General features: G+C 32.1%; 19 protein-coding genes and 1 tRNA gene. 13 read left to right on the top strand and 7 right to left on the bottom strand.

Going from position 1 to position 22,560, the window contains the following annotated elements; all coding sequences use genetic code 4:
• Window positions 1–44: 44 nt before the first annotated feature.
• Genes K4L35_RS01470 through gmk form a run of 5 tightly spaced genes read right to left on the bottom strand, consistent with a single transcriptional unit; the run spans window position 45 to window position 3,898 of the window.
• Window positions 45–719 carry a ribulose-phosphate 3-epimerase gene (locus K4L35_RS01470; protein WP_221617808.1) on the bottom strand — a complete coding sequence of 225 codons (675 nt, stop codon included), beginning with the start codon at window positions 717–719 and terminating at the stop codon, window positions 45–47.
• Window positions 706–1,572 (bottom strand): ribosome small subunit-dependent GTPase A, encoded by an 867-nt coding sequence (rsgA, locus tag K4L35_RS01465; RefSeq protein ID WP_221617807.1) that lies wholly within the window; start codon window positions 1,570–1,572, stop codon window positions 706–708. The genes K4L35_RS01470 and rsgA overlap by 14 nt, the downstream gene beginning before the upstream one ends.
• Window positions 1,566–2,555, bottom strand: coding sequence for a serine/threonine-protein kinase (locus K4L35_RS01460; protein WP_221617806.1), 990 nt, complete (start codon window positions 2,553–2,555; stop codon window positions 1,566–1,568). The genes rsgA and K4L35_RS01460 overlap by 7 nt, the downstream gene beginning before the upstream one ends.
• Window positions 2,548–3,315 carry a PP2C family serine/threonine-protein phosphatase gene (locus K4L35_RS01455; protein WP_221617805.1) on the bottom strand — a complete coding sequence of 256 codons (768 nt, stop codon included), beginning with the start codon at window positions 3,313–3,315 and terminating at the stop codon, window positions 2,548–2,550. Before K4L35_RS01455 ends, K4L35_RS01460 begins: the two co-directional genes overlap by 8 nt.
• Window positions 3,302–3,898 carry a guanylate kinase gene (gene gmk / locus K4L35_RS01450; protein WP_221617804.1) on the bottom strand — a complete coding sequence of 199 codons (597 nt, stop codon included), beginning with the start codon at window positions 3,896–3,898 and terminating at the stop codon, window positions 3,302–3,304. The genes K4L35_RS01455 and gmk overlap by 14 nt, the downstream gene beginning before the upstream one ends.
• 83 nt (window positions 3,899–3,981) lie before the next feature.
• Between gmk and K4L35_RS01445 the strand changes: the two genes are divergently transcribed.
• Genes K4L35_RS01445 through K4L35_RS01435 form a run of 3 tightly spaced genes read left to right on the top strand, consistent with a single transcriptional unit; the run spans window position 3,982 to window position 9,636 of the window.
• A complete protein-coding gene (locus K4L35_RS01445; protein ID WP_221617803.1) occupies window positions 3,982–4,980 on the top strand; it encodes a potassium channel family protein in 999 nt (332 codons plus the stop codon).
• Window positions 4,964–7,690: a cation-translocating P-type ATPase gene (locus tag K4L35_RS01440; RefSeq protein ID WP_221617802.1), complete on the top strand. Its 2,727-nt coding sequence runs from the start codon at window positions 4,964–4,966 to the stop codon at window positions 7,688–7,690. Before K4L35_RS01445 ends, K4L35_RS01440 begins: the two co-directional genes overlap by 17 nt.
• Window positions 7,691–7,719: 29 nt before the next feature.
• Window positions 7,720–9,636, top strand: a complete 1,917-nt coding sequence (locus K4L35_RS01435) for a type IIA DNA topoisomerase subunit B (RefSeq protein WP_221617801.1) — start codon at window positions 7,720–7,722, stop codon at window positions 9,634–9,636.
• Window positions 9,637–9,700: 64 nt separating this feature from the next.
• Here the strand turns inward: K4L35_RS01435 and rpmB are convergent, their stop codons facing one another.
• Window positions 9,701–9,895: a 50S ribosomal protein L28 gene (gene rpmB / locus K4L35_RS01430; protein WP_221617800.1), complete on the bottom strand. Its 195-nt coding sequence runs from the start codon at window positions 9,893–9,895 to the stop codon at window positions 9,701–9,703.
• 117 nt (window positions 9,896–10,012) lie between these two features.
• A complete protein-coding gene (locus tag K4L35_RS01425; protein ID WP_221617799.1) occupies window positions 10,013–10,261 on the bottom strand; it encodes a hypothetical protein in 249 nt (82 codons plus the stop codon).
• Between the two features lie 99 nt (window positions 10,262–10,360).
• Between K4L35_RS01425 and K4L35_RS01420 the strand changes: the two genes are divergently transcribed.
• The 10 genes from K4L35_RS01420 to dnaX all read left to right on the top strand — a co-directional run bounded on the left by K4L35_RS01420 (window position 10,361) and on the right by dnaX (window position 22,558).
• Window positions 10,361–10,435, top strand: a tRNA-Trp gene (locus K4L35_RS01420).
• A gap of 59 nt (window positions 10,436–10,494) precedes the next feature.
• Window positions 10,495–11,481 carry an NAD(P)H-dependent glycerol-3-phosphate dehydrogenase gene (locus K4L35_RS01415; protein WP_221617798.1) on the top strand — a complete coding sequence of 329 codons (987 nt, stop codon included), beginning with the start codon at window positions 10,495–10,497 and terminating at the stop codon, window positions 11,479–11,481.
• Between the two features lie 128 nt (window positions 11,482–11,609).
• Entirely contained in the window at window positions 11,610–12,275 is a 666-nt protein-coding gene (locus K4L35_RS01410; protein ID WP_221617797.1) for a GntR family transcriptional regulator, read from the top strand.
• A 133-nt stretch (window positions 12,276–12,408) separates the two neighbouring features.
• Entirely contained in the window at window positions 12,409–14,424 is a 2,016-nt protein-coding gene (locus K4L35_RS01405; protein ID WP_221617796.1) for an alpha-amylase family glycosyl hydrolase, read from the top strand.
• Window positions 14,424–16,064: an alpha-amylase family glycosyl hydrolase gene (locus tag K4L35_RS01400; RefSeq protein ID WP_221617795.1), complete on the top strand. Its 1,641-nt coding sequence runs from the start codon at window positions 14,424–14,426 to the stop codon at window positions 16,062–16,064. Before K4L35_RS01405 ends, K4L35_RS01400 begins: the two co-directional genes overlap by 1 nt.
• A 9-nt stretch (window positions 16,065–16,073) precedes the next feature.
• Complete coding sequence (locus tag K4L35_RS01395; protein ID WP_221617794.1) at window positions 16,074–18,443, top strand: glycosyl hydrolase family 65 protein; 2,370 nt, start codon at window positions 16,074–16,076, stop codon at window positions 18,441–18,443.
• Window positions 18,443–19,111 (top strand): beta-phosphoglucomutase, encoded by a 669-nt coding sequence (pgmB, locus tag K4L35_RS01390; RefSeq protein ID WP_221617793.1) that lies wholly within the window; start codon window positions 18,443–18,445, stop codon window positions 19,109–19,111. The genes K4L35_RS01395 and pgmB overlap by 1 nt, the downstream gene beginning before the upstream one ends.
• A 95-nt stretch (window positions 19,112–19,206) precedes the next feature.
• A complete protein-coding gene (locus tag K4L35_RS03485; protein ID WP_255558986.1) occupies window positions 19,207–19,329 on the top strand; it encodes a hypothetical protein in 123 nt (40 codons plus the stop codon).
• A 31-nt stretch (window positions 19,330–19,360) separates the two neighbouring features.
• The gene (locus K4L35_RS01385) at window positions 19,361–20,341 is read left to right on the top strand and encodes a YwaF family protein (protein WP_221617792.1); all 981 of its coding nucleotides are present in this window, start codon (window positions 19,361–19,363) and stop codon (window positions 20,339–20,341) included.
• Window positions 20,342–20,491: 150 nt separating this feature from the next.
• Entirely contained in the window at window positions 20,492–22,558 is a 2,067-nt protein-coding gene (dnaX, locus tag K4L35_RS01380) for a DNA polymerase III subunit gamma/tau (protein WP_221617791.1), read from the top strand.
• Window positions 22,559–22,560 lie beyond the last annotated feature (2 nt).

Below are 22,560 nucleotides of genomic sequence, written 5' to 3'. Positions count from 1 at the left end.
AAATTTCGCTTTACAAAAATTAAAAAAATTCACAAACTTGTGAATTATTTTAATTTGTATTTAGATCCTAAAATCGACTTAATTCTTTCAGTTGTTATTTCTTTCACCAAATAAGAACCAGCAACTGCTGCATCAACACCTGCATCAAAGCACATTGGACCTGTTTCATCGTTGATTCCACCATCTACTTGTATTAAATAGCTAAATTGGTTTACTAGCCTTTGTTCTTTTAATCACTCAATTTTTGATAGTGCCGAAGGAATAAAGGCTTGTCCACCAGCGCCAGGCTTAACAGACATTACTAAAACCAAAGAAAGAAAAGGAAGAAATCTTTTAATTGATTTTACTTCTGTTTCGGGATTAATTGCGAGACCAATTTTATAATTAGCTTCATTATCTTGCAATCAATTGAAAAAGTAGTCTTTATCTTCAACTGCTTCATAATGAACTGTCATGATATCGCCTGCATCAGCAAATTCAATAATATTAGCAATTGGGTTTCTCACCATTAAGTGGATATCCATAAAGTGCTTATCCACAGTGCTTTTAATGTTTTTTATCTCTTCATATTCAATTGCTGTGTTAGGCACAAAATCACCATCCATTACATCGTAATGTACTCACGTTATACCTAAATCAAGTAATTCCTGAACCACTTTAGGTCTTGCCTCTTTTTCAACATTAAGAATACTTGGAGTGATGTATTTACTTCTTCTCATATTTATCCTTTTCAAACTTATTCTCAAAAGCTTCTAAACTTAATTTTAAGTAATTTTCGTACCTTCAGTTTGATATCTCACCTTTTTCCACACTTTTTTTGATAAAGCAGTCTTCGGCGCGTTCGTTGATATGTAAACAAGTTCTGAATTTACATTGAGTTGCTCCGTGCTTAAACGCTTGGAAACTGTTTGCAAGCTCTTGTTTCGTGAGATTTAGAATCAAAGAACTAAATCCTGGGGTATCAATCAACTCTCCACCGTTAAATTCAATAATTCTTACGATTCTAGTAGTATGTTTACCCCTACCTAAAGCCTTGGAAATTGCTTGAGTGTTGTAAGTGTTGTCGCTTAAATAATTTATAGTAGTAGTTTTACCAACCCCTGTTTGACCCATAAAAAGACTTGTTTTGTCTTTAAAAAATGCGTCTAGATCTTTTTTATAGTTTTTTTCGTTGTTATCTATTTTAAAAACATTGTAGCCTTCGCGTTTGTATTTTTGATATCACTCATCATTTGAGTCTAAATCAGACTTGGTGATTAATATGTAAGGCGCGATGTCTTCATATTCGATTACACTTAAGTATTTATCTAGTAAAAAGGATGAAAAATCAGGTTCTTTTAAAGACATAACCAGGAATACTTGATCTACATTTGCAACTTTTGGCCTTATAAAATAGTTACTTCTAGGCTTGATAGATAAAATCATCCCTTCATTAAATTCAACTCAATCTCCGACTAACGGACTTTCTCCTAGATGTCTAAGTTTTCCTGCAGCAGGAATTTTAAAAATCTCTCCTGATTCAGATTTAATTTTGTATATTCCTGAGTTTATTGAAAATACTTTTCCTACCATTTTATACCTACTAAAGCAAATATTGAAGCACCTAAAACGATTAAGGAAATAATTGCGATTGTTACTAATAAACCAAAATTATTGAAAAACTTTTTGTTTTTATCCTTAATTCTCTTTAACTTCTCGAAATCTTCTGGATTGTTTAAATCAAATAAACAGTCATCAATTGCTGCTACAAAGTCAGATATATTCTTGAATCTTTTTCTGTAATCTTTGTTTGTGGCGTTTGCGATTAAGTCATCGATTGAATCGGGAATGTTTCTAATTGGCGAAATCGCTGGAACTTTTTTATTCTTATGCATTCAAATTATTTGTGTTGGGTCATCGTGCTCAAAAGGATATTTTGCTGTTAACATTTCGTAAAGCATTATGCCCAAGGCATAAACGTCAACTGAGTTTGTTGTTGGAATGTTTTTGGATGCAAGTTCAGGAGCTGAATAATAAACAGAACAGATTATGTTGTGAGTTTTTGTTACTCTTGTTGTCTCTTGATTTATCGAGATTCCTAAATCGATAATTTTTATAGTTTGATTCTTTGTAATTATTATGTTTTGACTTTTTAAGTCTCTATGAATTACTCCAAGGCTGTGCAGTTGTCCGACAACTTGAGCAATTTGTTTTGTGTAAAGCAAACTTCTTCTAACATCCAAGTAGCCATTTTTGTCAATCGAGTCACGAAGCGTATTCCCTTCAACATACTCCATAACAATATACTGTTCATTATCATCAACATAACTGCTGTGATATCTTGGAACATTATTACTTTTGATTTTTTTAATTAAATTTAGTTCATTTAAAAATCTCGTGTAATTATCATGATTATTATCTCTATGCCTGTATTTGAGGGCAAAAAGTTTGTTTGACACTCCGTGTGGTTCAACCAAATAAACGGTTGAAGAACCTCCGTGACCAATTACTCTTAAGATATTGTACTTTTTGTAAACTGTAGAGTCTTTTGGTGGAGCACTATAGAATTTAGGCATTTTTAACCTCAATTAAAACAACGCTTTGATTGTCAGTTGAGTTTCTTTCATGTTCTGACATTTGCGTTAATTTAATTGATTTTTGTCTTGGTGTTCCTTTTTGGTCAATCAGAATAGATTTAAAATCTTCGTTTGTTAAAAATGAGTGAATCCCGTCACTTGTTAACATAATATATCTTAGACCTTTTTCAAAAAGAGGTTTTGTATCTAATTCAAGGATGTCCACATTGATTTTCTTATTTTGTGCTGATATTGCATTTGTCAGTTTACCTGTTGAGTTTTTAACACCTGAAACATCCACGTTATTATTTTTTGCTCATGAAGCAACTGTATGATCTTCTGTTATTTGCTTAATGGTTCCATCTTCAAAAACTAAATATGCTCTTGTGTCCCCACAGTGGAAGAACATGAATTTGTCTTCATTTTTTTGGCTTCAGTAAAATGAAGTAAATGTTGTTGCCATTTTTGAATAAACCATTCCTTCGCCGATTATAGCCATTGCTTTTTTAAGATCATCAACGGTTTCAACGACTACGTCAGTAATGTCCATGGTTCTTTCGTCGATTACCATTTCTGTAAATCTTCTTTCAAATGCGTCTGCAACTATTTGAGCAGCAATTTCGCCACCTTCTTCACCACCAACTCCGTCACAAATAAGAGCAAAAAAGAGATCGTAATAATCTCCAAATGCTACTCTATCTTGGTTAATGCTTCTTATGTGTCCTTTTATGCTTTTTGTTGCTGTTTTAAATGTCATCATTTTTAATCTCTTTTAAAATAATATCTCTGATTTGATCTGCTGCTTGTTGAGGCACGTGATTGACAACTTTATATTTGAAAATTTCTGAATCACGCATTTCTTCTTGAGCTTTTTCAAGCCTGATTCTTAATGTGTCATCGTCCTCTGAACCTCTTTTGATAATTCTTTCCTTTAAGTCTTGAATTGTTGGAGGTAATAGGAAAATAGTTATTAATTTAAACCTTGGGTCATCCTTTAATTTTTCAATGATTTGACGAGCCCCTCTCGTTTCAATCTCTAGCATAGGAATTTTACCTAGAAGATCTATTTTCTTAAGCTCACGGAACAATGTTCCATAGTAGTTATCAAAATGGTATGAAAATTCAATAAACTCACGCCCTTTAATTTTTTGTTGAAAAATTGAGCGATCCATGAAGTAATAATGAATACCGTTAATTTCTCCACTTCTAGGTTTTCTTGTTGTTGCTGAACATGAAAGCCTAATATCCAAGTCTTCAAATTGAAAAAGCAAACGCTCTACCGTTCCTTTTCCGACTCCACTTGGTCCTGTAAAAACTATAATTGGTATTTTCTTATCTAACATATACAAATATTACACAATTTTTTTGCTTTTTGTTTTGTCATATTGTTAAAAAAGCCAAAAAAGTATAAAATTTAAACACTATTATGAAAGACGCTAAAAAAATACTCAAAAAAAATTTAGATGACTTTTTTGAGATTCTAAATATTGTCGTAACATCAGCTTCCGACATACCTCAAAAATTTAATAAAAATAAATCAAAAATAAGACTTTTAAGAAATGCATATTTAATAATGATGCTTTTCATTGTTATGTTTTCTTTTGCAAGTTTTCTAATCAAAGGAGAAAATTTTAAAGCCACATTAATCAGCATCAATATACTAACTTTTTTTGTTTTTGCAGCCGATTATGTTTTGCACTGAATTACATATCCAATCAGGGACACATCCTTCAAGTCCAGGCGTAAAAGTTACTTAAAATTTCCTTTTACTTTAATTGGAATCTTGCTTCTTTTGTGTGTCTTACCTTCGTTTGAATCGCTTAAACATTTAGGTGTGCAAAATGGCGACTTTGACAGGATTGCAAAAGTATTTAAAACTTTAACACTAGTTAGATTGCTTAGATTAATCTTAATATTAAAGGTATTTTCACCTTTTAAAGTTCTAATTAATGTGTTTATTGAGCAAAAAACAGTGCTTGCATATGTGTTTGGTTTCATTATTGTTTTAATCATCTTTTTCGCCTTGATTATTTATAGCAATGAAACAGAATGATTGCAAGAAAAAGCACTTGAGCAATTGCGACTAGAAAACGTAACGCCAGATACTCAAAATTATCAAGAGCTTTACCAAAAAGCCTTGAACGATAATTCTTCAGGAGTTGTAACCACGTTTTTTGACTCGTTATATTTTGCAACTGTAACATTGACAACAATAGGTTATGGCGACTTCTCGCCTCATGCAGATACTTCAAAAGTAATTGTTATGATTATTTCAATTTTAGGAATTGCAATATTTGCAATTCCATCTGGTGTTATTGCAGGGTCGATGTTAAGCGAAATGAGTAAAATTGTAGAACAAAAGAAACACAAAAACAAAAAAGATACTAAAACAGAAAACAAGGAGCAATATGAAACAAGAAGTTAATATAGAAGTTTTAGAAACTGATATTACAACTGGATTAAATGATGAACAGGTTTTAAAGCAGCGTGAAAAACACGGATTAAATCTTATTCATGGTGATAAAAAGTTAAATCCTTTTGTTGCTTTCTTTAGACAGTTTAAAGACTTTATGATTATTTTATTAATGATAGCTGTCGTTTTAAGCTTCTCTATAGCCATATACGAAACGTCAGCGCATCCAAAATCCACTTCAGAAACTGTTATCAGTTTTGTTGAACCGATAATCATTTTAGTGGTTGTGGTCCTTAATAGCATGTTGGGAGCATACCAAGAAATTAAAAGCGATCAAGCCGTTAGAGCACTTGAAAAAGTTAATGAATTAACAGCAAAAGTAATTCGTAACGGTAGAATGATGATTATCAAATCAGAAGAAATAGTTCCAGGTGATATTTTAATTGTTGAGGCAGGAGATACGATTTCAGCTGATGCAATTTTAAAAGAATCAAACAATCTTCAAGTCGTAGAAGCCTCACTTACAGGTGAAAACGAATCAGTGTCTAAATCTTGAGATGCCAAAGTCGATGACTCAAAAATCTTAGCAGAGCAAAAAAATAAGATTTTTTCTGGAACATACGTTACAAACGGAAGAGGTTTAGCTTTAGTTGTTGCAACAGGGGCAAACACCGTTATTGGAACAATTAACAAAACAATTCAGGAACAAGAAGGTAATTTATCGCCTTTACAACAAAAACTAAATCGTTTAAGTAAGCTATTTGGTTACTCTGGAATTGCATTACTTATTGTAAGTTTCATTTTACAAGTTTTAATTTCTAACTTATTTACAGGTGATTGAAGCAAATTCCAAGTATATTCAAACTCATTAGTTACAGCAATTTCGTTAGCTGTAGCTGCAATACCTGAAGGTCTAATCACATTTACTACAGTTATATTAGCGATTGGTGTTTCAAAAATGACAAGGGAAAACGCAATCATAAAATCCTTCCCAACAATTGAAACATTAGGTTCAGCGAATATTATTTGTAGTGATAAAACAGGTACTTTAACTCAAAACAAAATGACTGTAATGGACATTTTCTTTGAGAACTCCTTAATGACTGATACAGATACAAAGGACTTTAATAAAGTACTAGAAGCGATGATCGTCGCTTCAGATGCTAGTGTTCACGTTGATGAAAATGGAAAGTATGAAGAAGTTGGTGATCCAACAGAAACAGGTATTTTAATTGCTGGTCTTGAAAAAGGAATTGTGAAGTCAGATCTTTACCAAAAGATGAAAAGACTAGATTCGCTTCCTTTTGATAGCGACCGTAAAATGATGTCCGTTTTAGTTGAAAAAGCAGGATACAACTTAATTTTTACTAAAGGAGCACCTGATGTAATTTTAAGTAAGTCTAATGGAAATTTAGAATTTGCTAAGGAAGTAAACGAAAAATGAGCTAACATGTCATACCGTGTGCTTGCCGTGGGCGTTCAAAAAGTTTCTAAAGAAAAAACAAAGCTTGATTTTTCAGATGAAAACAACATGGAATTTGTAGGTCTGATTGCTATGATGGATCCTCCAAGGGAAGAAGTCAAACAATCAATTCATGAATGTTTAGCAGCAGGAATTAAACCTGTAATGATAACAGGAGATCATTTAACTACAGCTGTGGCTATTGGTCGTAATCTTGGTATTTACAAACAAGGCGACACAGTTATTACAGGAGCTGAGTTATCTCAATGATCACAAGAAGAGCTTGAAGCGAGAGTTCACGAGGTATCAATTTACGCACGTGTAAATCCAGAAGATAAACTAAGAATCGTTAAAGCCTGACAAAAACGCGACATGGTTGTGGCTATGACTGGTGATGGTGTTAATGATGCCCCTGCCTTAAAAGCTGCTGATATTGGTTGTGCGATGGGTATTACAGGAACAGATGTTTCAAAACAAGCTGCTGACGTAATATTAACAGACGACAACTTCAGCACGATTGTTAAAGCCGTAAAAGGTGGTCGTGAAGTTTATGACAAAATTAAAACAGTAATTCAAAACTTGCTTGTTTCATCACTGGTTGAAATCATCGTTATGTTATTTGGATTATTTGTTTTCAGATTTATATTTAAAGAATATATTGGAGCAGAAGCTGATTTCTGAGTACTTTCTGCTTCACAATTATTGTGAATTAACTTGTTAACACACGGTCTTCCTGCAATCGCTCTTGGAATGGTTAAACCTAAAGAATCTGACGTTATGTCAAGGAAGCCATTTAGCAAAAAAGAATCGGTGTTCTCGAGAGGTATGGGTTGAAGATTAGCATACCAATCAGTAGTGCTATCGGTATTATCTATTGCAGCTTACTTAATTATTGGAATCATAGCTGCAAATAATAATGTCAGAGGTGAGGAGTTTGTAAAACTAACTTCTACAGCTTGTTTTGTAACTATGGGTATCGGAGCAAGCTTAAACTCACTTTCATTAATGAGCACAAGATCATTATTTGTATGTAATATTTACTACTACAGATTAGTCTATCTAGCCTCAATGTTTTCTTTAGTTTGTGTTATTTTTGCTGCATACATCCCAGGAGTTAACTCAGTATTTAAAATGTATGACAATCCTTCATATGATTTCGGTTACTGATTCATACCTGTAGTCCTAGGTTTAGGGCTAACAGCAGCAAACGAAGGTTGAAAAATTTTAGAAAACAAAAAAATAATCAATTTTAATAAGTAGGCAACTACTTATTTTTTTATAATTAGCATATGCCAAATAACACATATACAGCAAAAGATATAAAACAACTAAAAGGTTTGGAAGCCGTTAGAAAAAGACCAGGAATGTACATTGGTGGTACTGATGTTAATGGTCTTCATCATCTTGTCTGAGAGATTGTCGATAACTCTATTGATGAAGCCCTTGCAGGGTTTGCTAATCAAATTACAGTTACATTAAAACAAGATGGTTCAGTAGTTGTAGAAGATAATGGTCGTGGTATACCTGTTGGTAAGACAGCTGATGGTAGAACGGCTGTTGAACTTGTTTTTACAGAACTTCATGCTGGTGGTAAGTTTGGAGAAGGTGCTTATAAAACTTCTGGGGGTCTTCATGGTGTTGGATCTTCAGTGGTTAATGCTCTTTCTGAAAAACTACAAGTTGAAGTTTATAGAGAAGGCAAAATCTTCGCAACTGCGTTTGTTCAAGATAACATTACTCAAAGAACAAAAGTGATCGGAAGCACTAAAAAGCAAGGAACAAGAGTTCAGTTTTGACCTGATTACGCTATGTTTAAGCGTGCAAAGTTAAATTTTGAAAAAATAAGCGAAAGATTTAAAGAGAGTTGCTTTCTGATTTCAAGCCTTAAGATGGTCATTATTGACGAAATTCAGGGTATTGAAGAAGAATACAAATACGATAACGGTATTAAAGAGTTTGTTGCGTTTATTAACGACTCTAAGACTCCAAACTTTCCACCATTTAGTTTTAAAGATTCAAAAGACGGAATTGAAGTTGAATTTGGTTTTCAATATACAGATACTTACAACGAAACAATTGTAAGTTTTGTTAACAATGTTAAAACACGTGATGGTGGATCGCATGAAACAGGTTTAAAAACAGCTTTCACAAAGGTGTTTAACGAGTTTGGTAGTGATGAAAATATTTTTAAGTCTAAATCAACAACATTTGAGGGTAGTGATGTCCGTGAAGGTTTAACATGTGTTCTTTCATTAAAAGTTCCTGAAAACAAACTTGAGTTTGTAGGTCAAACGAAAGATAAATTAGGCACACCTGAAGCTAAAAATATAGTCGAAGAAATTGTTACTAAACATCTGAAACTTTGAATTGCTGAAAATAAGCAAATTGCTAAAAAACTTCTTGAGAAAATCAAGAGAGCTTATGAAATTAGAAACGAAGAAAAAAAACGTAAACAAGAGTTAAGAAAAACAAAGAATATCTTAAAAGAAAAAAGCATTCTTTCTGACAAACTAACTCCTGCTCAATCAAGAAAACCCGAGGAGAAAGAACTTTTCCTTGTCGAGGGTGATTCTGCTGGTGGCTCTGCTAAGTCAGGACGTGATAGAAGGTATCAAGCGATTTTACCACTTCGTGGTAAGGTTATAAATGCTGAGAAATATAAGTTAATTGATATCTTAAAAAATGTGGAAATCAGTACAATAATTAACACAATAGGTGCTGGATACGGAAATGATTTTGACTTATCTAAAGCACAATACGGAAAAATAATAATTATGACCGACGCCGATACCGATGGTGCTCACATTCAAATTCTTTTATTAACATTCTTATATAGATATATGAGAGCTTTGATTGAAGACGGTCGTGTTTTTATCGCACTTCCACCACTGTATAAAGTTAGCCACAAAGGCAAGGTACATTATTGTTGAACTGACAATGAACTTAAAGATCTTTTAACAGAACTTAAATCTGGTTATGAAATCCAACGTTACAAAGGTCTTGGAGAAATGAATTCTAATCAACTTTGAGAAACAACGATGGATCCTAAAACTAGAACAATAATTAAAGTTTCGATAAATGATGCGTCTCTTGCTGAAAGACGTGTTTCAATGCTTATGGGTGATAACGCAAAAGCTAGAAAAGACTGAATCGACAAAAACATCGACTTCTCTAACGAAGACGACTTTTTAGAAAAATATGAATAAGCCTTTTTAACAGGGCTTTTATCATTGCTTTATGTAAAAAAACAGAGCCACGCTCTGTTTTTCATTATAAAATTACATTTTTGTTTTTTAATGTTTTAAGAGTTTTTGCGCTTACTCTTAATGTTTTTGTTCCTGAAGCTGTTTTAACTCTAACTTTTTGTAGGTTAATGTTAAATTTTCTTCTTGAAGCGTTCATTGCATGTGAACGCTTGTTTCCAAATTGTGGACCTTTTCCAGTAATTTGATCTCTTCTTGACATGGAATATTCCTTTCTTTAAGTTGTATTAGCTAATAAATCTATGAAATTATACACGAAAATTATTTTTTCGTGTCTAGATTATCAACTAAGGAGATAAAAAAATGCATAAAATGCATTTTAACCTCAGAATCTTGCAAAGAATCCAAATTGTCTTTGGGCTACTGTTCAAATAAGACCATCACCCTTACCTTTATAGATGTAGAAGTCAGAAATAATGGCAATTTCAACCGCAATAACAACTAAAAGGATAATAATTACTGCAATTAAAAGGAATAATAGAACTTTCTTTTTCTTTGAAACTTCTTTCTTTTGCTCTTCTTTTTTAGGTTCTTCTTGCTGGTTTTGTAAATTTAGTTCTGTTGACATATTTGCTCCTATTAACATGTATATTTTACATTATTCAAAATAAAGTTTTTTTATTTTTTCATTTATTATCTTTGCATGTTATAATATTAACAAACTGTTAGGAGTATAGTTCAACGGTAGAACAACGGGCTTCAACCCCGTGTGTTGTGGGTTCGAATCCTGCTACTCCTGCCATTTTTTTATACTTTTTTTTCGTATGTTTTATAATATTTAAAACAATATACGGAGCCAGAATGACACTAAATAATAAAATAGCAATCATAGGAACGGGAGCTTTCGGAAGTGCGTTAGCAAATGTTTTGCTTCATAATAAAATCAATGTCGAGATGTACGGTATAGACTTAAAAGAAATTCAAGACATCAAGCAAGGAAAGAATTCTAAATACTTCGAAAACTCAGTTTTTAATAATCCTGAATATCTAGATGTTGAAGAAGACTTTGAAGAATTGGTTAAAAATAACGAAACTTTTCTTTTGGCCGTACCTTCAAAATTTATTAAAAGTACACTCCAAAAAATGTCTACTTTCTTAGGTAAAAGAAAGGTCAATATCATAAACGTTTCCAAAGGAATTGATTTAGAAAGTAATTTATTATTTTCCGAATTAATCGAAAGATCCTTTTCAAATAATCTTTTAAACACATGCTCTCTAATTGGTCCTTCTTTCGCTACTGAAATTTTTAACGGTCAAAAAACGATCGTCAATGTGGTTAGCAAGAACTTAGAATATGCAAAAAATGTTGCAAAAATGTTTGAAAATAATTATTTTAAGGTATTACCATCTGATAAAGTGGTTGGAGCAGAATTCTTTTCAGCCTTAAAAAACGTCTTAGCAATTGGTTCTGGAATTTTACATAGCATTACAGAAGAAAAAAATACAATTAGCTCATTTTTGGCTTTAGGAATTTCTGAAATTTCAAGAATGGGTCAAAAATTGTATCCACAAAACAGTTTTGATATTAACGATTTTTCGCTTTGTTCGATTGGAGATGTCTTTCTAACATGCACCTCAAACAAAAGTAGAAACTTCAGTTTTGGTGAAAGCATATATAAAACAGGGTTAAAAGCATCTTTATCACAAAACCAAAAAACAATAGAAGGTTATGAAACGGCATTAATCATAGATAAGATGTTTGAGTTTGATGATAGTTATCCTGTTTTTGCAAAAATACTTCAAATCTTAAAAAACGAAGCTCAACCAAGCGAAATTATTAACATCTAGCACGTTCGTGCTTTTTTTTATACTCATCAAGATGTATGCATGTTGAGTACAAAACCCTGATTTTTTGACTTTTGTGCCTTAAAAATAAATAAATTTAATTTTTTAGAATATTTTATAATTTTTATACTATGGAAAACAATGCAAATAAAACACAACAAATCATTATTTACTTAATGGAGTTAATCAAATCAAGAAAAATACCAACAAATAAAATAATGCCTTCTGAGCATGCTTTAATGCAACGTTTTAATTGCTCAAGGAGTGTAGTAATATCTGCTTATAACAAATTAGAAGCTCTAGGTGCAATCTATTCAATCAAAAAACGTGGTCATTTTGTAGCAGAAAACTTTCACAACTTAATTAAACCAATTAGCTTTTTACTTAAAACTGAGCAACAAAGAGGAACACAAGAGCGTGCAAACATGGATAAACTACCTGTTTGAATTAAAGAAAGAAATTTAATTTTCCCTGTCGAAGCACAAAAGTTTAACAAAGAGTATTACAAAAATGGTGAGCTAGCCATGATTTCAGAACAATATATATCTTCCGAAGCAATCGGGGACGACAAAGTTGATCCAAATTCATCACTAGTGGATTATTTAACAAAAAAAGGTGCACTACTAAACATCGTATACGAAATGGTTTATGAAGAAGTAGATCTTTTTGGTTTAAAACAAATGGTTGTTATTTATACTTACGGATATGATGAAGAAAGTGTAAGTATCGCAGGAAAGTATTACATTAACCCTAAATATTTCAAGTTTTTCCATCATGAGTTTTCATTAAAATCCTAATCAGGATTTTTTTATTACTTTTTAACTTTAAGCTCTATAAATAAGTCAGTTAAGTATGCCTGTCTTCTTGTACAGTCATGTATTTTCACTATTAAATACAAAGGCAAAAAATCCTAAATATAATAATAATGCTATGACACTAAAATTACAAAAAGAAGACTTTTACAAAGACTTTGATTTAAAGAATTCTTACCAAGGAAATGATTTAGGTGTTACTTTTAATGAAGGTTCAATAAAAGTAAAGTTGTGACATCCACTCGCTTTAAATGTAAGGTTGATCATTTTCGACAAAAATGACTTTGATCGTGAAGTTCAAAGTTTTGAAATGATTAAAGAACGCCCTGTTTTTAAAGTTGAAATTTCGAATGATTTTGAAGGTTATTATTATCAGTTTGAAATCACACACAAAGACGGAAACGTGACAAGAGCACTAGACCCTTATGCTAAATCCATGGCACCTTTTGATTGACAAGGCAAAGAAGATAAGGTCGCAAAAGGGGCTTTGGTTAACATCGATTCAGAAAAAGCAGGATTAAAACCTATTAAGTTGAAAAAAGATTTTACAAACAAAAGTAAAGCAATAATTTATGAAGCACATGTAAGAGACTTTACAAGTTTAAACCCAAAAATCAAAAACAAAGGAACTTTTAAAGGTTTACAAGAAGCACAAATATTTGATTATCTTAATGAGCTCGGAGTAACGCATTTACAGCTATTGCCTCTTAATAGCACTTATACTGTTAATGAATTAGATAATAAAATCTTGGCAAAAGGTGAAGGGAGTGGTTGAACAACAAATTATAACTGAGGGTATGATCCACACAACTACTTCACGCTTAATGGTATTTATAGTTCAAATCCAAAAAATCCTTATTCAAGGATAAAGGAATTTAAAGAATTGATTAACGAAGCCCATGAAAAAGGTGTTGGTGTAATAATGGATGTTGTTTATAACCATATAATGACCAATAACATTCTTGAAAATGTATTGCCTGGTTATTACTTTAGAGATGGTGCAAAAGTAAAGCCTGTTTCTTATCCACCACTTGCTTCAGAACGTCAAATGGTTAGAAAATTAATAGTAGATTCTTTAGTATATTACGCCAAAGAATTTAACATCGATGGATTTAGGTTTGACTTATCTTGCTTTATGGATTCAGAAACACTTGAAGAATTAACAAAAACTTTACAGAAAATAAATCCAAACATTGTGTTGCATGGTGAAAGTTGACCATTCTCTGATTTAGAGTACCAAAAATCTTGAATCAAAGGCACAACAACAAACGATTTAGGGTTTGCATACTTTAATGACTCAATTAGAAATGCTTTAGCAGGTGCAGAACATCACGATGATCATCAATATTTAGGATTAGTTTCTAAGTATAGACCCGAAATGTTTGATAAATATGTATCGTCAATAACTGGAGGAATAAGAGATTTTAAACAATTTTCTGAATTAAACTATAAATCAGACTCATATGATTGTTTCGCTTCTAGCCCAGAAATGAATTTAACTTATTTTGCATGTCACGACGGTTTCACGCTTTGAGATAAAATAAGCACTTCTACGCAAAATTTAAGTTTTGAAGAAAGGCTAGAAAGATACAGATTAGCTTTAGTCGCAAATGTGGTGACACAAGGAAGATTGTTACTTTTAGCAGGTACCGAACTTCTTCAATCAAAACCAAATGATGAATCAGGTATGGATTCACACAGATCGAGATTGAGCCCTTACAAAGATGAATTAAGTGATAATCCAGAAGGCAACAAATATATGCCAAATACCTATAAAACAACTGATTTCGTTAATGGCATTAAGTGAAAACACCTTGAAAATACAAATGTTAAAAAGTATATCTTTAATTTCACAAAACAGCTTTTAAACTTTAGAAAAAATACAGACGCTTTTTCTTTGAAAACATCTAATGAAGTAAACGAAAATTTAAAGATTGAAACATATGATAGAGATAAAGGTGTATTAATTTTTAAAATCCAAAATAAAACAAGTAATTTTAGATTAGCCTTAAACTTTGGTAATGAAGATTACGAATACAACTATAAAACAGATCAAAAACTAATATTTGATTCAAAAATAAACAAAACGAAAGAAAACTTAAGTGCACATAGTGCAATGATATTGGAGTTCTAATGAAAACAATCAAACTTGAAGATAAAATCATTTATCAAATATTTCCACGTTCTTTCTACGATTCAAACAATGATGGAGATGGTGATCTTAAAGGTATTACAGAGAAATTAGATTATATATCTGATTTAGGTGTTAACGCAATATGATTATGTCCAATTTACGAAACAGGATTTGTTGATGCAGGATATGATGTTTTAGACTACATGAGTGTTTGAAAACAATTTGGTACTTTAGAAGATTTTAAAGAGCTAACACAAAAAGCTAAAGAAAAAGGAATTGATATCATAATGGATATTGTTCTTAACCACGTTTCGAACGAACATGAATGATTTAAAAAAGCTTGTGAATCAAGAGATAACAAAGAACATGATTACTTCATCTGAAGAGATGAACTTTCAGAAGAAGAAAAGAAAATTGAAAGTATTTTTGGAGGTTCAGCTTGAGAATATGTTCCTTCAGTAAATAGATACTACTTCCACTTGTTCTCGACTGCTCAAGTTGACCTTAACTGAGCAAATGAAAATACAACAAAAGCGATGTCTGAAGTGATCGATTTCTGATATGGTCTAGGTGTTCGTGGATTTAGATTAGATGCTATAAAACACGTGGCAAAAGATTTTTCAGAAGCAAGTTGAAACCCTGCTTTTTCATGATCAAATGGAGCGACAGAATACTTAAAAGAATTTAACAGAGTTGCTTTTGCAGACAAACCTGACGCTTATACACTAGGTGAAGCTTCTGGTATTTCGATTGAGGAATTATTAAAATATGGAAAAGGCGAAAATAAAGTAGCACAAAACTACTACAACTTCTCATGATGATGAATTGGATGAGGAAGAGAAACTGGAAGAAATGGTTATGATGCAAACTGAGATCACTTAGAATTTGCAAAACAACAAAAACCTTTCCAAGAAAGTGCAGAAGTAGAACCAGAAATGATTACTAACTTCTTATCAAATCATGACACTGCTCGTTCGGTATCTCGTTGAGGATCAGAAACTGTTTTCAGAAATGAATCTGCAAAATCTCATGCCTTATTCTTGTTAACTCTAAAAGGTATGCCTTCAATTTATTATGGCGAAGAAATCGGAATGTTAAACAATCACTTCGCAAGAAGACAAGATTTCAAAGATGTTGATTCACACAATGCTTTTGCTGATTTTGTGGACAACAAAAAAATCTATTCTGAACAAGAAATGTTAATGTATAGCAATATCAACTCTCGTGATGCTGGTAGAGGTTTAATGCAATGAAGTGCTAATGCTAATGCAGGATTTACAAAAGCTCAAAAACCTTGAGTGCACGTGGGAAGAAACTACAATGAAATCAATGTAGAAAACGAGCTCAAAAATGCAGATAGCATTTTAAACTTTTATAAAAAAATGATTCAACTTAGAAAAAATGAATACCACGATCTACTTGTTTTAGGAAAAGCTAAATTAGATTATGAAGGCGACTTGATTAAGTTAGTTCGTGAATATGAAAATAAAAAACTTATAATTTTAATTAATATGACTGGAAAACAGTTAGATTTATCTGAGTCATACGCAAATAAAAAACAAATAATTTCTTCGTGATCAGATTCAAAACATGTTGATAAAAAACTAAGACCATATGAATCTGTAATGTTGGAAATTTAAGGAGATTAAATGGATTTCTTAAAATATGACACAAAACATAAATTAATCACACAAGTAAAATACGACAGAAGAGTAACTGCAAAAACTGAAAGTATCTTCTCTCTTGGTAATGGATACATGGGTCTTAGATCCGTAGACGAAGAATATTCAAAAGTAAACAAAGAAGATTTCTTTGTTAACGGAATGTTCAACAGAGAAAATAAAGATGATGTACCAGAACTAGCAAACCACGCAAACTTAATTCAAAACCCAATCTTTTTCAATGGGATCGAGTTTCAAGTATCTGCGAAAGATAAATATGAAAAAACACTTCACATTAAAGAAGGTTTTTTATCTAGACGTGTAAAAGCAAAAAGAGATAGTGGTGAATTTTTAATTGAAACAGAAAGATTTGTATCTCAAGATAACAAAAACGTTTATGGTCAAAAAATCAAAATCGAGATCTTATCAACTAAAGAAGATCAAGATGTCGAAGTTGTTCTTGAACCTATGATTAATGGTCAAGTAACAAATACAGGTACACAGCACTTCGCTGAAGGTGAAAAAAGAAGAGTTACAACTGAATCTTTATCAATGAGCCAAAAAACAAATGGTTCAAAAAGACTTGCAGTGCACAACTTAATCACAAAAGTATTTCATAACGGTGTCGAACTAAAAGGTGGAAACGATGATTACGTAGTCGCAATGAGCAGACGTTTAATCAAGTTTAAAATTAAAGTTAAGGCTAAACCTGGCGATGTTATTGTTCTTGAAAAATTAATGTCAGTGTCAACATCAGTTGATAGCAAAAATGCGACGATGAAAGACGAAGAAGTGCAAGAAGCAGCACAAAACCTACACAGTATGCTTTTAGCCTCTAACTATGAAACTTTAAAAATCGCTTCAGTTAAAGCGATGAAAAAAGTTTGAGAAAGCTTTTTTGTCGAAATTGAAGGTGACGAAAGTTCTAAATACGATCAACTTGCACTTGAGTTCGGTATTTTCCACTTAAACAACTTCGTTCCAAAAGATTCAAAATACAAAAATGTTGGAGCAAAAGGTTTATCGGGAGAAGGTTATCAAGGTCACACATATTGGGACACTGAATTCTTTATTAATCCAAACTATTTATTCACAGATCCTGAAGTAGCACGAAACTTGCTTGTTTATAGATATAAAGGTATTAAAGGAGCAAGAGCAAAAGCTAAGGAAGTTAAATTAAGACCAGAAGAGTCAAACCTTGAAGGTGCTCAATATCCATGAGAAATGGCTTGACCAACAGACGGTGAAGTTTGTCCTTATTGAGGACAAGCTGACGTTGTTACAGGTGAGCAAGTACCAATCGCTTCTCGTAGACAGGAAATCCACGTTTCAGCAGACGTTGCGTTCGCTGTTAACCAATACTACCAAATCACTCAAGATGAAGTATTTATGGAAAAATATGGTTACGAAATGATCATTGATACGGCTTGATTCTATACAAATAGAGCTGAAATACAATCTGATGGATCATTTGAAATTAAAGACGTTATGGGACCTAATGAGTACAAAGGTAATATTGATAATAACGCTTATATTAACCAAATGGCTAAATTTAACATTGATTTAGGTATTAAAGTTTTTGAAGACTTAAAAGAAAACAATCCAAGACTCCTTGATGAAATAAAAAGAAAATTACCATACCCTGTAAGCATTACTAAAATGAAAAAAGTTTCTGAAGGGATAAAACTTCAAAAACCTAACAAAGAATTAATCGTTGCTGAAAACGATCAGTTCTTGGGGTTACCTCTAATTGATGTAAAACCTTTCCAAATGCTGTATGATGCAGGAAAAAAACTATTTTCAACAGCAGAAGGGCACAAAAGATTATGTTCTCAACTTGTAAAACAAGCTGACGTTGTACTATTGATGCAAGTGATGCCTCACTTGTTCACAAAAGAAGTCAGAGATGCTAACTTTGATTACTATGAAAAAATCACAACTCACGATTCTTCATTAAGTGCAGCTTCATACATGATTGAAGCTTCAAGATTAAGAAAAGTTGAAAGAGCATACGAGCTTTTTAAATATGGAATCGATATTGACATGGGTCCATTAATGCACACATCAGATGCAGGGATTCATGCTGGTAGCTTAGCTGCTATTTGACAAATGCTAGTTTTTGGTTTTGGTGGATTAACATGATTTAATGATCAATTAGACGTTTCACCTGTGCTGCCTGAAAATTACAAAAAGTTAACTTATAGAGTTCAATACAGAGGTGTTTGAATTGAAGTTGAAGTAAGACCTACTGAATTTGTGGCAAGAACAATTTCTCAACACAAAACACTGGATCTTTTAGTTAACGGGAAACCAACAACATTAACAAACATCAAAGCAACATTTGAGGTAGTGAGATAATGGAAATTAAAGGAATATTATTTGACCTTGATGGTGTAATTACAGACACAGCGAGTTTGCATTATGAGTCTTGAGCACAAACTGTTAAAAAACTAGGCATAGACTATACTGAAGCTGAAAACGAAAATTTGAGAGGACTTCCTAGACCTGAAACATTAAAAGCTATTGTTGCTCTTAAAAAACCTGATCTTGAACTGACAAAAGAATTATCTGATCAGCTTTGCAAAGAAAAAAATGATCTTTATGTTCAACTTTTAAAGCAAAAAATTGATCCTAGCTACATTTTGCCAAACATCAAAGAGTTCATTTTGGACTGTAAACAAGCAGGAATTAAACTTTCAATTGCTTCAAGCAGTTACAATGCACCCTTTATTCTAGAGAAACTAGGTTTAATTGACTACTTTGACGCCATTGTTTATCCAGGTGATGTCAAAAAAGGGAAACCAGATCCTGAAATTTTTGAAAAAGCAGCTCAGTTAATTGATGTTCCTAAAGAAAATTGCATTGGACTAGAAGATGCAATCGCAGGAGTCCAAGCAATTAAAGGTGCAAACATTAAATCTGTAGCTTTTGACTATAATTCAGATGTAGACTTTAGCTTATCTGACTTAGTTTTACATACAACAGCTGATTTAACACTTCAAAAATTAAAAGATTTTTTTAAATAATTTTTAAACGCATTTTCAATCTTATTTAGATTAAAAAAATGCGTTTTTTTGTAAAATTATATTACCTATATAAAACTTTATTAAGGGGAGGACTTATGCGTAAAATTGTTAGACAAAAGAACAAAGAACGTGCAGCTAAAAGAGCTCACAAATTAGCTTTAGAACAAGCTAGAGACAAAAGAAGAGCAGAAAGATTAGCACAAGAAAGTTCTAAATAAGAATTTTCTTTTTTATTTTAAGGAGAAAAAAATGAGTAAATACTATACCGGTTTTTTTAGTTTTTTAGGAAACAGAGTTAGCTATTCAGATTCCCTAATCGTTTACTATGGAATTGTTGGGGCTATCATTTTAGCAATGATCTTAGTCTGAGTTTTTAAAAGACAAATTTTTCAAAAATATCAAAACTGAAAAATTAGAACTGAAAATTCAGCCAAAAAAGAAGAAATCATGATAAGAACAGCAGGTGCTGCTACATTGCTTTTTATGATTTTAAGAGCTGCATTGCTTGTTTATTTTAGATACCCAATTTATTGAGAAAACATTCCTCTTCATTTATGTAGATTCAACATCACATTACTTGGATTTTTCTTATTAATCAATAAACCACAATATACAAAATACATTTTAGCATTCTCATTTATCGGTGCTTTAATTGCCCTTTTTGCCCCTGATTTAAAAAATACTATGACTGAAGATACATACTATGTTGATGGTGTTTTTTATCAAAACGGAAAATCAGTTTTCAAATGATCGAAAGGATATGATTCATATATCTTCTGAGACTATTTACTAGCTCATGGATTTATTTTACTTGCTCCGATCGTTTTAATGATCATGTTCGATCTAAAATTAACACTAAAAGACGTTTATATAACATCAGCCCTAAACTTAGGCGCAATAATTGTTGCTTCAATATTTAACGCAATTTCAGGACATGTTGCTCAAACACCAGGGTGACAAATAAACTATTTCTACACAGGAATGGATGAGTTTAACAAATACCACAAAACCCTTGGTCCCTTGACAAAATGACCTATGATTACTCTTACTTTCAGTTTTGTTGCCCTGCTTTACTTATTGCTTTTTCTTGGTCTTTATTTCTGACAAGATAAACTCGTTTTTGAAGTTGAAGGCAAAAAAATGAAGTTAAAAGTGAAAAAATCAACCACATACGAAGCTTTCAAAAATTCTTGAATTGAAGCAAACAACAGAAAACCGATTACAGACTAGACCTTTTGGGTCTTTTCTTTTTCTCTTTTAAAACATAGTTTTAAAAGGTGCAGTTTTTATGTTATATTTTAAAGGCTTTAAACTGAAAAAACTGATATTTCACGCATTGGTTTTATTAATTGTTTAAAATAATATTACAAAGGAGGTATTATGTCTTATATAGCTCTTTACCGTAAATACCGTCCGAGGACATTTGAAGATGTTGTAGGGCAAGATCATATCGTCGAAACATTGAAAAATATCTCTAAATCAGACCAAGTTAATCATGCATATATTTTCAGTGGACCTAAGGGGGTTGGTAAAACATCAATAGCCAAAATTTTTGCTACATTGCTGAATTGTACCCACTCGAAAATTTCTAACCAAGCATGTAAAGAATGTCTTAAAAATACAGATATCAACCCTGACATCATCGAGATGGATGCTGCTTCAAACAATGGAGTAGATGAAATTAGAGACTTAAAAGAAAAAATTGAATTAGCACCAATTGCAGGGATGTACAAGGTTTACATCATCGATGAGGTTCATATGTTAACTAAAAGTGCTTTCAATGCTCTTTTAAAAACAATGGAAGAGCCACCAAAGCATGCTATTTTTATTCTTGCAACAACTGATGCTCACAAAATACCTGACACGATCATTTCAAGGGCACAAAATTTTCACTTTAAAAGAATGAATTCTGATGTTTTAATCCAACAACTTGAAAAAATTTGTCAATTAGAATCAATTCGTCATGACGAGGAATCGCTTGGAATGATAGCTAATTTAGCTACAGGTGGTATGAGAGACGCTCTTTCAATTCTTGACCAATTGAGCTCATTCTCACAAGGAGAAATCAAAAAAGAACACGTTTTTCAAACGTTTGGAATAATTTCAACAGCAAATTTAGTTGCTCTAATTAACTCTTTAGCATCAAATAATACAAGAGCACTTTTTGATTTACTAAATAACCTTAAAAATCAAGGTGCTGATCCAAATGTCTTAATTAAAAATATGGTCGTCGCTTTAAAAGACTACTTAGTTTTTAAAAAGACCTATGAAACAGTCTATTTAGAACTAATAGGTGTTGAAGAAATTAAAAAAATGCGAATTACAGATCGCTTTGTAACTCATGCTATCGAATCGCTACAAAAACTTAAAAAAGCAATTACAAAAAGTGAAATACCATTTCAACTCATAGAAATTTGCTTTATTGAAATTTTAAACTTTGTAACTCAGGAACCAACTTATGGATCTGTAAATCAGTCAAGTTCGCTAGATTTAGATGCAATCAAAAAAGAACTTAAGCGTGAAATTTTAAATTCTCTAGAATTGCCTAAGGGATCAAGTTTGAGAGATTTTGAAATCAAAAAAGGTTTAAGTTTTGGCGAGGAAGATAAAGAAGTTTTTAAAGAACCAGAAGTGCAAAAAACTGAAATCAAACTAGATGATTTCTATGAGTCTGAAAGAATGACAGAAATCTTTGAAGACGAGTTTGTAAAATCAAAAGAACCTGACAAAAAGAAAGATTTACCCAAAATTGAATCTAATACAGAAGAAATTCTGATTAATCAAACACCTATACAGAAGGATGCATTTTCAGACTGAGACGAAATACAATATGTTCCCCAAGAAACATCTGAGGTCAACGTTACAGAGGTAAAAGAAGAAGAATATCCAACTAAAATATCTGATTCTAATTTATTCACAAAGAATGATGAATTCTCGATGGATCTTGAAAGTCCTGAACAAGAAGAGGAGTTTGTGGAAAGAAATGAGTTTACTGAGCTTGTAAACATGCTTTTTCAAACTACAAAAGAGAGATTTTTCTTCTTAAGACAAAGAAAGCTATACCTAGAACAGGCAGCTTCAGAGTTTCCTGAAATGCGCGAAGGAATTGATTTACTTTTTAACTATAAAATAGTAGCAGCAGGAGAGAAGTTTGTTGTTTTACTTCCCGAGAAAAATCAAAATATTGAGATTTTAATGGAACATATTTCATCTCTGCCCGTTTTATTGACGGTTGAGTATTGAGGTAAAAGATCACTAAAGATCTTTACGCCAACAAGAAATGAACTAAGTGCAGCAATGGAAGAGTTCAAACAAATTAAAGAAGGTAAGAAGCCTGCTTTTAGAACTTGAGAAATTAAAGCACCTAAATTGAACGAATTAAAACAATTAGAACCAGCTTATAGCCTATTTGGTCAAAATGCTGTGTTTAAAAAGAAAGAAGGTTAATT

The organism is Mycoplasma sp. Ms02, assembly GCF_019720735.1.
In the GTDB taxonomy this organism is placed as follows: domain Bacteria; phylum Bacillota_I; class Bacilli_A; order Mycoplasmatales; family Metamycoplasmataceae; genus Mycoplasmopsis.
This window is presented reverse-complemented; position numbering and strand designations above follow the sequence as displayed.